The organism is Lysinibacillus sp. JK80 (genome assembly GCF_027557635.1).
GTDB classification, from domain to species: Bacteria; Bacillota; Bacilli; order Bacillales_A; family Planococcaceae; genus Lysinibacillus; species Lysinibacillus capsici.
The window spans coordinates 3,235,895-3,249,068 of the sequence record NZ_CP058997.1; the positions used below are offsets into that span (position 1 = coordinate 3,235,895).

The 13,174-nt window shown below is 32.9% G+C and carries 12 protein-coding genes and 1 pseudogene; 4 read left to right on the plus strand and 9 right to left on the minus strand.

Features of this window, described 5'->3' with window-relative positions:
• Position 1: 1 nt before the first annotated feature.
• Both HXV90_RS16250 and HXV90_RS16255 read left to right on the plus strand, forming a co-directional pair.
• Positions 2 to 835: a hypothetical protein gene (locus HXV90_RS16250; RefSeq protein WP_269897603.1), complete on the plus strand. Its 834-nt coding sequence runs from the start codon at positions 2 to 4 to the stop codon at positions 833 to 835.
• Between the two features lie 170 nt (positions 836 to 1,005).
• Positions 1,006 to 2,494 (plus strand): annotated as a pseudogene (locus HXV90_RS16255) (serine hydrolase domain-containing protein).
• Between the two features lie 181 nt (positions 2,495 to 2,675).
• Here the strand turns inward: HXV90_RS16255 and HXV90_RS16265 are convergent.
• Together HXV90_RS16265 and HXV90_RS16270 are read right to left on the minus strand one after the other, a co-directional pair.
• Complete coding sequence (locus tag HXV90_RS16265) at positions 2,676 to 3,671, minus strand: DUF4179 domain-containing protein (RefSeq protein WP_269897606.1); 996 nt, start codon at positions 3,669 to 3,671, stop codon at positions 2,676 to 2,678.
• Positions 3,672 to 3,998 (minus strand): sigma-70 family RNA polymerase sigma factor, encoded by a 327-nt coding sequence (locus HXV90_RS16270; RefSeq protein WP_269897607.1) that lies wholly within the window; start codon positions 3,996 to 3,998, stop codon positions 3,672 to 3,674.
• 594 nt (positions 3,999 to 4,592) lie between these two features.
• Between HXV90_RS16270 and HXV90_RS23530 the strand changes: the two genes are divergently transcribed.
• Entirely contained in the window at positions 4,593 to 4,790 is a 198-nt protein-coding gene (locus HXV90_RS23530) for a YjcZ family sporulation protein (protein ID WP_048395072.1), read from the plus strand.
• Between the two features lie 660 nt (positions 4,791 to 5,450).
• Here HXV90_RS23530 and HXV90_RS16280 read toward each other — a convergent pair.
• From HXV90_RS16280 to HXV90_RS16295, 4 genes are all read right to left on the minus strand, one after another.
• Positions 5,451 to 6,089 carry an NAD(P)H-binding protein gene (locus HXV90_RS16280; RefSeq protein WP_066036529.1) on the minus strand — a complete coding sequence of 213 codons (639 nt, stop codon included), beginning with the start codon at positions 6,087 to 6,089 and terminating at the stop codon, positions 5,451 to 5,453.
• A gap of 773 nt (positions 6,090 to 6,862) precedes the next feature.
• The gene (locus HXV90_RS16285) at positions 6,863 to 8,815 is read right to left on the minus strand and encodes a lipoteichoic acid synthase (RefSeq protein ID WP_115674166.1); all 1,953 of its coding nucleotides are present in this window, start codon (positions 8,813 to 8,815) and stop codon (positions 6,863 to 6,865) included.
• Positions 8,816 to 9,248: 433 nt separating this feature from the next.
• Entirely contained in the window at positions 9,249 to 9,770 is a 522-nt protein-coding gene (locus HXV90_RS16290) for a DinB family protein (RefSeq protein ID WP_269897608.1), read from the minus strand.
• A 131-nt stretch (positions 9,771 to 9,901) separates the two neighbouring features.
• Positions 9,902 to 10,123, minus strand: a complete 222-nt coding sequence (locus HXV90_RS16295) for a hypothetical protein (protein WP_269897609.1) — start codon at positions 10,121 to 10,123, stop codon at positions 9,902 to 9,904.
• A gap of 221 nt (positions 10,124 to 10,344) precedes the next feature.
• Here HXV90_RS16295 and HXV90_RS16300 point away from each other — a divergent pair, with 221 nt between their 5' ends.
• Positions 10,345 to 10,524: a hypothetical protein gene (locus tag HXV90_RS16300; protein WP_269897610.1), complete on the plus strand. Its 180-nt coding sequence runs from the start codon at positions 10,345 to 10,347 to the stop codon at positions 10,522 to 10,524.
• Between the two features lie 228 nt (positions 10,525 to 10,752).
• Here the strand turns inward: HXV90_RS16300 and HXV90_RS16305 are convergent, their stop codons facing one another.
• The 3 genes from HXV90_RS16305 to HXV90_RS16315 all read right to left on the minus strand — a co-directional run bounded on the left by HXV90_RS16305 (position 10,753) and on the right by HXV90_RS16315 (position 13,054).
• Complete coding sequence (locus HXV90_RS16305) at positions 10,753 to 10,884, minus strand: hypothetical protein (protein ID WP_269897611.1); 132 nt, start codon at positions 10,882 to 10,884, stop codon at positions 10,753 to 10,755.
• 105 nt (positions 10,885 to 10,989) lie between these two features.
• Complete coding sequence (locus HXV90_RS16310) at positions 10,990 to 11,337, minus strand: hypothetical protein (protein ID WP_269897612.1); 348 nt, start codon at positions 11,335 to 11,337, stop codon at positions 10,990 to 10,992.
• A 697-nt stretch (positions 11,338 to 12,034) separates the two neighbouring features.
• Positions 12,035 to 13,054, minus strand: coding sequence for a retron St85 family RNA-directed DNA polymerase (locus tag HXV90_RS16315; RefSeq protein WP_269897613.1), 1,020 nt, complete (start codon positions 13,052 to 13,054; stop codon positions 12,035 to 12,037).
• Positions 13,055 to 13,174 lie beyond the last annotated feature (120 nt).

The following is a 13,174-nucleotide window of genomic DNA, read 5'->3' on the forward strand; positions in this document are numbered from 1 at the left end:
TGTGAAAGATTACTCAGATTTCTTTACCTTTGCCGTCTATAAAAAAAGCTTACCTAAAGAAGTAACAAAAGAAGAATTAGTCCAACTAGAGAAACTCTTTTCTGACATGAAAAAGGCTGAAAAAGAAGAGAATTATGAGGAAATGGAACGAATCTATGAGGCGATGGATAACATCACAAGACCTTACGAATTAGCAAATTGGCAACCTGAGCCTTTTGAAGAATTTATTAATGAAGCCGCATTCGCTGAAAAAAATATTGTTATCAAAGCACAAGATAAAGAACAGCTAAAAACACTTTATAGTAACTGGATTAAGTATGTAAAAGAAAATAAAACGGATGAGGCATCAGAAAACATTGATAAAATTTTCACTATTCTTGAACCTTATTACCAAGAATTATATCCACCTTTAACTTTTGAAGAGTATATGGCGGATATGAACGTCGATTTAACAAAAGAGGAACTTGCAAAACTTAAAACAATCTATGAAGAGGCACAAAAAGCTGAAAAAGATAAAGACGAAGAATTGGCTATGAAGAAATGGGATGAATTCTATGAAATACTTCGCCCACACTTTAAACCAGTTCCCTTCGAGGAATATATGGCAGATATCGAATTCAGCATTAGTAATGCAGATTACGCAAAATTAAAACAACACTATGAAGAAGCAGTTGCCCTTGAACAAAAGGGTGAAGATGAAAAAGCTGGCGAGCAATGGGAAGCCTTTTATAAAGTTTTAGACCCTTACTACGAAGCGAACAGAGAAATTCTTATCTCACCATCTAAATTAACATTTAACGGTCAAGATTTTACGCCAGAGCCAGAAACAAATTAAATAAAATTTCAAGGGCCCTCCTATTGGTTTTAGGAGTGGCCCTTTTTGAAGTGACAAATTTGTCATGTTATCCCGGAAATAGTCATGTTAATCGATGGTTTACCCTTATTTTTCTTGTTACAGTAAACCATGTTGTCACAAGCACATTAAGTTCTAAGGAGAAAAACAACATGACATTATTCATGAAGAAATCGGTGATGATGACAGTAATGTTACTATTTTTTACGTTCACACCCGGATTTGGACACGCAGCATCAAATAATACAATTAGTAAAATTGATCAGTTTATTAAGGAGCAGCAAACCATTAGTAAAATCCCAGGAATTTCAGTAATTATTGTTGATAAAGGGAAAACCGTCTATCAACGGGGCTTTGGCTTTGCAGATACGAAAACAAAAACGCCTGTTACCTCTGATACTCTTTTTGAGTTAGGCTCCACGTCTAAGGCATTTACAGGACTCGCTATTTTACAATTAGAAAAACAAGGTTTGTTAAAACGATCAGATGATGTCCGAAAGTATATCCCTTGGTTATCATTAACCTATAAAGGCGAGGATCAGGCTGTGACAATACAGCAGCTATTGTCTCATACTAGCGGAATTCCCTCAAATTCCATTACTCAAATCCCAGAAAGCACAGCGGATAATGCCCTTGAATTAACAGTTAAAACACTGCTGGATCAATCACTAAATCGTCAACCAGGGAGTTCTTTTGAATATGCAACCATCAACTATGATGTCTTAGGCCTCGTCATTGAACAAGTTGCAAAACAGCCATTCGATCAGTATATTCAACAGAAAATTTTACAACCTGTTGGTATGCATCAATCTTTTGTAGGAATTCACCAAGTACATTCCACACATATGGCTTCTGGCTATAAAATAGGTCTAATGAGAGAGCAGCGATACATACCACCTATCTATCGTGGCAACATCCCCGCTGGTTATATCATCAGTAACGCTAATGATATAGCCAGATGGTTAAAATTACAGGTAGGAAACAGTGATATCTATTCAATCAGTAACAATTTAATTCAAGAATCGCATACTCCAGATCTAACAGTGGAGCCTTTTGATACGAATACTTACTATGCAAACGGTTGGGCCGTTGTGAAAAGGACACAAAGTCATATATCTACCATGCTGGTGAGAATCCAACCTTTTCCTCGTATTTCATTTTGCAACCTGACGAACAAATCGGCGTGGCTATTTTAGCCAATATGAATACAAGCTCTACAACAGCGATTGGACAAGGTGTCATGGATTTATGGGAGGGCAAAACGATTGACATGCAACATATCAGCAGCTATCAAAAGCTAGATAAAATTGTAACAATCATATGTGCTATCATCATCGTAATCAGCATTATTTTCTGTTATCTATTCGTTCAAAATATACGCAGCCTTTATAAAAAACAACGTAGTATGGCAAATCTTAATTACAAAAGAATATTGTTATTATCTGCCCATACTATACTTGTGGCGACAATGCTGACAGCATTATTTATCACGCCTAACATAGTACTTGGGGCTTAAATTGGATATTTATTAAAGTTTGGGCACCAACTTCTATTACATTCCTGTTGTATAGCTCCATTTCGGCCAGTCTTCTATATTTATTATTAGGCTTTATGATGATTGGTACTAAAAGAAAGAATTAAAAATTTAATAGCTTAAAAGATATTTAGCTACAATTAATAGCTCTATTTTGACTGAACACTGCGTAATATGAGCTAATGGTAAAGATGCTGACCTATATCATTCATTGCCAACACATCCATCTTTGAAGGTAAGAATTGATTCCTTCAGCCCTTTGAAAACAAGTTGTAGGAACAGACCATATCATTTTAGAGAAATATTAATACTTGGGAGCGGAACAAGCTCTTTCCGCTCTAATGTTTTTTCGTCAACAATTCTTATAGTTGGCGTAATGATTAGCGTTCGAATATCAGAATCAGGTATAAAAACCTCAACATAACCATTTACTCGCCCAGAACCGCTTTTAATGGTTGTTGCTCCTACCTTTTCATATACATTTCCAAGATTATCTTCTATGTCTACCATTAAAAATTCTGTCTCCCAGTCAAGATTTCCCTCAAAATAAAGAGTGGTTATATATTTTCCCTCTGTTATTTGATTATATAATAGCTGGTATTGATCATTACCAAATGGTATATTTACTTTTCTTGAATACGCTCGGGTTGGTGTAAGTTCTAACTGAAAGTCCCAAGCTCCTTCTACAAGAGTCGTATTTTCCATACCTATAAAATCTTGAGGACGCCATTGAACATTTACCTTTTCATCAATTACTTTGTCTGAAATTCTCGCTGTAAACATACCAATCCAAGTAGCATCATTCTTTTTAACGATTTGATGACTAAGTACGTCTAACTTGTTTCCGTTGACTTCTAAATCGCCCTTCCAAAATAGAGGGGGTTCATCTATCGATTGTTCGTGTTTCATTTCATAACTAACCGATACAATCGTTCCATCGAAAAAAGCCTCAGCTAATTCAATGGAGGTTCCGTTACTTTCGTCTATTTGATTGATGGTTGATGCATTATCACTAAATACTTGTAATTGGGGATTATCATTGCTATTTAATAGTTGCTGTACAATTGGTACTCGATTAGCCACTACAGGTAGCCAAATGCTACTACTAGTAAAAATAAATGTGAGCATGGCGACAATACTAACCCACTTCCATTTTTTAAATACATACTTCTTGGTTGAAGATGACCGTAAAACACTTTTTTCAATATTAATCTTTTCCCAATCAGATAATTCAATTGGTTCAATCTCTTCAATATCTATTTCGATGAATTCCTTTTCGTTCATTTAGATACCTCCCAGCTCTTCTGTTAACTTTAACTTACCTCGATATAAACGATTTTCTACAGCTGATTTAGATAGACCAAATATTTCAGCGATTTCTCCGTTGGAATATCCTAAGTAGTATTTCAAGAGAAAAATTTCCTGATCGTTTTTACTTAAATTTAAATACTGACTGATAAATAGTTGCTCTTTTTGTACTTTTTGTTCGACGATTCTTTCTGGTAGATCCTTGCTATTTGAAATTGATGAAAGTAACTCGACTGTTTTAGGCTTATTTTGAAGGCTTCTATATGTATCAATCGCTTTATATTTGCAATAACGCCAATCCATTTTTTAAAATCAATCTCATCGCCAGTAAATTGAATACTCTTTTGCCAAATGGTTAGAAATACATCGTTGATACATTCTTCAATAGCTGTTTGATTGGGCTGTAACACTTTCACTACAATGGCTTTAACATAACCTCCATATTTGTTAATCACTTCTCTTAAAGCTTGTTCATCCTTTTTTTGTAGCTGATTAATTAATGAATACACGAAGTTAGAAAACCTCCTTTCCTTTCTTCTCTACAAGTAATAACGAGCAAATGAAAGAAAACTCTCACATTATTTAAATAAAAAAACAAATGATTCCTTTCAGCAACACATTGTAGCTAAAAATAGAAACGGAAAAACATAGACTTACTGTTTCAAACCCGCTCCATCATCATGCATCAAAAAATTATTTTTTATCTTATGGACTGGATTGACAACTAATCATCAGGCTGTAACAAGCGCCTTTGAGTTTCATCCTATCAAGTGTTTAGTGATACTCATCCTTCACCCAAGATTCTCTTTAAAATTACCTAAATACGATTCATTAGACGAATACCCTTTTCTCTTTCAACGGCATTCATACAATAAACTGAAGAAAGGAGAGATCTTGATGGGATACTTTGGAAACATGGGTAATTTCAATTGTTGTTATGGAGGCTATGGTAATGACTATAGCGGCGGTTATAGTATGGGTTGTTGTGGCATGGACTATGGCGGCAAAAACAATAGTTCAACATTCGTTTTAATCGTTGTGCTATTCATTCTTCTGATTATTGTCGGAGCAACATTCGTGCAAAAAGAATATTAATATTTATTGATAAACATGAAAAAGGGATGATCTTCATTAATAGCAACTCACATTAATGTCGATACATCCACAGCAAAGAGGGTCACTTCCAGCCTATGTGACCCTTTTTTAAACCTGCTTGTCTTTCACCTTATTTAATTTTAAATTCTCCATTTCTCACATTTGCAGTAATACACATCGCTAAAGAAATATAATAAGCCAACATTTTTACTCCCATTTACGCCCCATATCCGCTTTTACATCATAAAGTTTTTTAAAAATGAAACCACCTAAAGCAATGAATCGTATACTTACTTAAGAAGAGCCTGCACTTTTTTTGTAAAAGGGGTCGAGTAATGTGAGGGAATGGTTGCAAGGAAGGAAAAACAAAAAGAGAAGAGATAAGAGACGTAAAGATCAATATTCATTAATTGACTTATTTCTTGACGTACTAATTTGGATACCAGAATTACTTTTCCTCCCATTTAGAATCATTTATTGGTTGTTGAGAGGCGTTGGAAGGTTTATTGGAGAAGGTTTTAATTAAAAAACTGCTCAAAAGGATATCATTTGATTTTTTGTACCAATACGATTGAGGCAAAGGGAAATTTTGTTGAGCATTCAAAAGGGATAAAGTCATTTAGTTGAGGCGCTGACCCTATCCCTCTCCTTTAAATTAGATTAATTGGAGATAAACGGTGCTTTTTGTACATACTTTTGATTTTCTATTTGGTTAATGATGAATGTAGCTATATCCCGATTTGTTATTTTTGTACCTGGCATATCTCCAAGATTTTCCTTTATGAACCCTACTTCATCTCCCTCTACGATAAATGGAAGCCGAATTAGTGTCCATTTGATTACTTGATTATAGCTAAGGAGATGCCATTCTTTTTTCTTATCCATCATCATTTTTGAATAAATAATTTCAAATATCTTTGCACCCATTCTATTTATAATACTCTTTGTATCTCCAGCAATGGTTAGCGATCCACCCGTTACCCCAATATAACGATCCATATGTAAATCAGACATGACTCCCAATATATTTTCCGTTACTTTACTATAAATCGGTTTTTCTTTCATTGGTTGACCAAAAGTATTGATAACGATTTGACAATCTTTTAATAGCTTTTGAAGATCCTCGATATTTTGTACATTTCCTTCTATTACCTCAATCCTACTGTCTCTGAAAACTAACTTTTCTGGGTTTCTAACAAGCATCCGTACGTGATACCCTTTCTCTAATGCTTTAGAAGCAATGTAACGCCCCGCTTTACCTGTTCCACCGATAATTGCTATCTTTTTATAAACGTCCATGATGCCCCTAATTATCATAATAATATGTATACGGGCAAATCATAGTTTAGATTCAATAATTCTATTATTCACCTCTCTTTATCAAATGAGATAAAGAAATAGTAATTTTGTTTATTCTAGCTAGAGCTTTTGTCTAAGCAAAAAAAAAAACCACTCTCTTAAAAGAAAATGGCACTTCAACGCCTCATCGTACTAACTTGATAATTACACTTTTTAGGTGTATTCAGCTTAACTAGATCAGTGGTTTATATTATTTACTAAGTCTTTATTATATGCAATCCACTTCTCCATTTCTCTCTCGACAGCTCGGTTTTGCCATTCAAACCAAATACCTGTACATTCACTGCAGTGACTATCGACACCCTTTTTTTCATGTGTATCTTGACATGTAAACACAGTATTTTTACGACAACTATAACAATAAATGACTATGTCTTTATAAAACTCCATCCCGATCAACTCCTCAAATTTACACCTATTTCTTTCCTTTTTTCATCTAAATTATTCTTTAAAAAGAAATAAGTAAGGATGATGAGTGCCATCATGTTTGTTCTTTCCTCTCCTTACTAATAAAAGCGATTCAAACCCTTACTATTAAAGGATTTGAATCGCTTTTTCCGTTAGTCCAACTTTCTATTTGAACCTTAAGGAGAATATAAAACCTTGGTATTGCCATACTTACTCAAAAATGACCAATAAAAAAGCAATTCAAGGTAATGGTATGATATCCTATAGACATTGATATCGTACACAATTCCTTGAACTACCTTAAATTATTTAGACTCTACGTTCTCATCAGGAGAGTAATTATATTGAGAAGGATCAACTGGCGTATAACCTGTTGGCGTATAGAATCTCAATAAGTCACCATTTACGACTCTATCAGATAACGCCAATTTATGATCTACTTCATTTTTAATCGTCTTTGCTTCCTCTAATTGACTGTCGTCTAATGGTAAGCCTGTTTTATTATCATAATATTTTTCATTAATTGAATAAATAGTAGGACTGACAAAATCGCCATTTCTAAATGGTACAATTTCATCATGCTCTTCTGATAATAAGTCTGAACCAAATTGAACAAATTGTTGTGAATCAATTCCTAGTAAATGCAATAACGTTGGCAGTAGGTCTGTTTGGCCACCATAGCTATGGTTGGTCCCACCTTGTATGCCTGGAACATGTATAAATAATGGTACACGTTGTAAATTAGCACTTTCATATGGTGTAATCTCTTTTCCAATGACTTGTTCCATCGCTTTATTATGATTATCGGAAATACCGTAATGGTCACCATAAAGAACAATCATTGAATGATCATATAATCCTGATTCCTTTAATTGCTGGAAGACCTGTTGAATTGCTTCGTCTGCATAACGAGCTGTTTGGAAATAATTATCAACGCTTGCATCTCCCGTATTGGCTTTATCAATTGTCACTAAATCTTGATTCATTTTATATGGATAGTGATTCCCTACCGTAATTAATTTTGTATAAAAAGGTTGTGGTAAGGAGCTTAAAAGATTTTGAGATTGTTCAAAGAATGGTTTATCTAACAAACCATATTCAGCCATGTCCTCTGAAGTACCTGTGTTATAGTAACTAGCATCGAAGAATTTATCGAAGCCAAATGATTTATAAATTACATTTCTATTCCAGAAGCTTCCGTTATTACCATGGAATACAGCTGATGTATAACCATAATCTTTTAAAATACTAGGAGCTGCCTGATACGTATTTTGTGCTTTTGTAATATAAGCAGATCCTTGTGGTAATCCAAATAAAGAATTTTCAAGCATAAATTCTGCATCAGATGTTTTCCCTTGACCTGTTTGATGGAAGAAATTATCAAAATACAATGTATTCTTATCTTTTGCTAATGAATTTAAAAATGGTGTTACTTCTTCACCGTTTAATTTATAGTCGATTAAAAAGTTTTGGAATGATTCTAAATGTAAATAGATAACGTTCATTCCCTTTGCTGCACCAAAATATTGGGCATTCGGTTTGGCGTAGTTTGACTTTGTATAGTTAATTACTTCAGTAATATCACTACTATCTGCCAAAGCTCTCTGAGAAGAGGCTTTCATCGTTTCAACTGAGTCATAAATCGTATAGTTATACATCCCTAGATATTTCACAATATAGTTTCTATCAAAACCTCGTGTTAATAGTTGAGGACGATTAGTTTCAGCTAGTCCTAAATTAAGGATTGATACCGCTAATGCAAAGGCAATGATTGCCATTCCTTTTTTATAGCCAAAACGTTTGGTATCTTTTTGGATTTTTTTAGAGAATCGTAGATAAAACATAACCATTACATCCACAAAGAACAAGATATCATAAGGCTTTAATAAAGAAAGAACACTGCCGCCTAAGTCTCCAAAGTTCTGCGTTTGAGAAAGTGTAGGTAATGTAATGAAATCACTAAAAAATCGGTAATATACAATATTGGCATATAAAACAATAGACATCAAAGTGTAGACAACAACGAGTGATGTGTATTTTCTTTTTCCTTTAAATAAAAATGAAAATCCTAGAAATAGCATTGCTGAGCCCAGCGGATTTATTAGTAAAAGGAATTGTTGAATGATTCCTTCTACACCTAAGTCAAATTGTGATAGTTGAGAGATGTATGTTTTAATCCATAACATTAATACTGCTACTATATAAATTCCTAAAAAGTTTTGTAATAGGTTATCTTTTTTATTTGCTAGATTTTTCATTTTTGCACCTACCTTTTACTGATTAAATTAAAATCTAGATATATATGAACTTAACTGATAAGTACTGTATGGCACTTTAAAAAATGTTACGTTACAATAGCTTTTTTCGCGACCAATGTATAGTACTCCCCATTTAAACTTCTGTCAAGTTGTTAGCTATTCTTCATATAAATATTTCTAATTAACCTATATATTGTCCAAAAAATACCCAGTAAACATTAGTTTTTAACTAATGTTTACTGGGTATTATAAGCCATAAGTAAATGCCTTTATGAAATCTGCCTCGCAATTTTTCTCATTTGGGCATCAAAAAATCTTCCATTCAAATGAATTGGAAGATACTCTGGTACGCTATTCACTTTTTGCTAATAAACAATTGGATATTATTGCAACATTTTTCTAGCATATATATATTTCTACAGTGTCTCTCATTCTATTTAAACGTTTCTTTATTTATTTGAGCACCTACTGAATCTTTCAATGATGAAGAAAGACCTCTTCTGATTAGATTTGCAGAAACAGGCGCTCTCCCCATTTCCCTTGCCCAAATTGATAATTGTCCTATATGGTGAATTTCATGTGCAATGGTATGACGAATGACTTCACCCCATGTATGCGTCTCCATACTACCATTTGCTAATGGAATATGAAGAATACGCTCTTCCATGCTGTCATCCCATTGATTTACAAAGCTTTCGACGTCTAACTGAAATGCAGCTTCCAATTTACGAACCTTTTCCAAGCTATTATATTCATCAAAGCTCTCCTGAAAGTCTGTTTTCCCCTGTAAAAGACGAATCCAACTCCATTCAACATCAATGATATGGAAGAGTGTGTGTAATATACTGCCCATTCCTCCAGTTCGGTTTTGCAAAAGTTCTTCTTCAGTCAACTCTTCACACCAATGAAACCAATCTTCCCGAACTAGCCAATTATATTTAAAAAATGTTTGCAAAATAGCACCTCCGTAGTTGTTGAAAAAAATATTATAACTCACTATTTCTTCATATAAAGTGAGGATCCCTTCTTTGCTCTTTTCAGATATCCAAATAAGCACTACAAGTAACTAAGCTAAATGTCTAGTAATTACCACTTCTGGTTACTCTTATGAATTTTTTGATAAACGTAATCTGCATTATCTAGGTTTTTCCAGCTACTAATAAAATTTAGTATTAGCATAAAAATTCCAAATAAAATAAATGCCAACATATATTTACCTATGAAAAATACACCAAACGTTGCAACCAAAAGTAATATCATTAAAATTATTACGAGGATTTGTAATTTCCCCTTCTTCTTCTCATCCACCTGTTCAGCCTCCAATCAAAGCGCCGATACTTTTCTAAAATGTTTTATTTGGTTTATTTTAACATAAAAATTCATTTTTTCTAAAAAATGAATTATTTTATGCAAAATCCAAACATCAGAAATTTCCTACCAAATTTTCCTTACATAGTCTTGGGATGATCTGAAATAAACAAGGGATATTTTATTGGATAAGATAAATAATATCTTTAGGAGGTGTCGACATGAAACGAGACAAAAAAAATACAGAGTTTGCAACAGACGAGTCAACAAAACAATCATTTGCTAGTGGAGCAGACCCAAAAAAACCTAATGGGCGTAAAGAATCTACGGAAGCTCCTCGCCCACAACGTGAAGAAGACCTTATTATGGATGAGAAAAAAGGGAAGTCAACTTCGTTATAATGTAAGAATGATTATTATTTTATCTATTTTGACCACCCAATAATGGAGTGGTCTTTTATTGTGCTTCTGTCTTTCGCTTTGTTTAGCGAGCACAGGAAATAATGCGATTAATGTCACCCAAAATTGTTTATGATGCAAACTTACTTGCCAGTTAATTTTCATATTACATCAGTACTCCTTTAATAATCAAAGCCAATCTTGCACTTACAAGACCGTCAATAAGCAGCCTTAATATCCAAGTTGTATTATCTTTATTCCGCCTATATCTTTGCGAATTTCCTTAATATTTGATTCAGCAACAGCAAGCCTTATTTTCACATCGGTCATGTCATTTTCTAATCTTCCCATTTGTTGCTCCATGTGAACCACCTCATCAATAAAAATAGCACTGCTCGGAACAGTGCATAGCTTAGGTCTTGTTGTATAAAAATGACTCTCCACAGATGATTGTGGAAGGCTTTAAAGTTATTTTTCTAAAGCAGTAACTATTCTTTTTAAATAAACTATTATTTCATCAAGTTTTTCATCAATATTATTAGTTGTAGCTGATTCTTTTTCTGATGAACTTTGATCTACAGTTACTCCAAACACTTCACTAAGACCATGTTTCATAGCATTTTCCCACTTTACGTTATTTTCATAGTGTAGTTTTTGAGCAATATCCCATGCTGGTAAAAAGGCCTCAGTCAATAACTCATGGTTTTGAATTAAATTAAATTCCCTAGCAAATAATCTGAAAGCACGAATATTGGCTACTTTTTCACCCACTTGATCTGCAAATTCTTCAGCAGAGTACGTCTTTTGAAATTTCATTACATCCACCCCTATAATTGTATTTTAATTACACTTTAATTGTACTTTAATTATAGTTTAATTGCAATAATAAAATTTAATTGAAGTAACTCTGACATTATTTCAACAACCTCTTTTCGAATAAATTCAACCAAAAAATATTTGTTTACTTCAAATAATAGGCAATAAATTTATGATTGTGTTCAACTTCTAATTTCTCCTAATCTGACTAAGCTCTTGTTTAATCTTTTGAATCAAAGCTGGCCTATCATTACCAAACGTAGCTTTAATACTAAAGCATGTACCTCTTTGATTTCAATGATACGCGATAGATATTCAAACAACACGTGATCACTATTCACACGTATTAAAAGAAATGGAAGAACGAGATGAAGAAATAGCGATTAATGTTTATTCTTCTTAATTTTTTTGCTCACCATGTTTACAATTTTGTTTACCTAATTTATTTTTTATATGTTATTCTGCGGTTATTAAAATTATCTATATAAACAAAAAACGCTTAAAACCCAATATTGATAAGGTTTCAAGCGCTTTTTAATTTGGTTAAAAATTAACCTTTGATTTGTTATTGACGTCCCAGGAGGGATTCGAACCCCCGACAGTACGCTTAGCTTACTACTATAGTTTTCACTACCAATGCAGTCATACTAAACGTTTATTAAGGTATACCCAAAGCATTTAACTTCGTTGGCTTATACTAATACGGCCATTTTATTTCATTTAATTCCTTTAAATAAATATTTCCAATATCTGGTTCAATCATTTTCACATAATTAACCATTCCATACATATATTCTTTGTAGTAGGAAATATATTCTATCTTATTCTTTTTTAAGTGTTCATAGACTCCAAACCTTTTACAATAGTATATATGTTTTTCTATTTCCTTTTTATACTTACGCTTAACCTTTACTCCATTATTAACAATCAAACCTGTAACTTCTTGCTTTTGATTACTAAATTGAAGTCTTTCCTTATTCTCATTTAATATAAATTTATTATTAGCCACGATTTTTTTAATTACATTTATATTCGTCATTAATAAATCTATTTCATTCGATGATATCGTTATGTCATCCGCATATCTCGAATAATTAGCTTTAATTCTTTTTGTAAATTCACTTAAAGAATGATCCATTCTCTCGCATCTCAAGTTAGCAATATAAGGACTTGTTGGAGCTCCATGAGGCAAATGCCCCTTGTATGTAAGTATTTTAGACAATATATATGATATCTCGGATGTATATCCTTTATTGAAAAATATATAGAATATATCTTTTCTAGTTATTGATGGAAAAAAATCCTTGATATCAATATTATATACAACTTTTTTATTCGTGTGATTTTTTGCATTATCTACAATGTTTTTTCCATCCCTATACCCAAAAGCAAAACCATTTATTGGGAATTTCTTCAAAATATTATCTAATATCCATCTTTGAATCATTTTCAAATTAAGACTAGGAGTGTCTATTTCTCTAAAGCCACCCCTTTTCTTAGGAATTTTAAAACTCTTATAAAAGGTATCAGTATTATATACATAATGACCTAATATACTAGTTGTAACTCCCATAAGTTTTGCTAGATGAGTACCGTCAAATATAACGGGTAACTCTTGTCTGATGAGTGTCTCCGCATATGAAATACACAAATCAATATATTCATCGTTATAACCTTGATCATTTAATTCTTTTTCTAGTAAATTTAAATAGCCCATATTTATCCCCTAAGAGCCCTAAGCTTTTACGAATTAGCTAGCTTTTTAATTTTTTATCTTTTTATACACTATGATATCTTTAGATATCACAACTAATTGTATTTCCAATTAGTTGTGAAT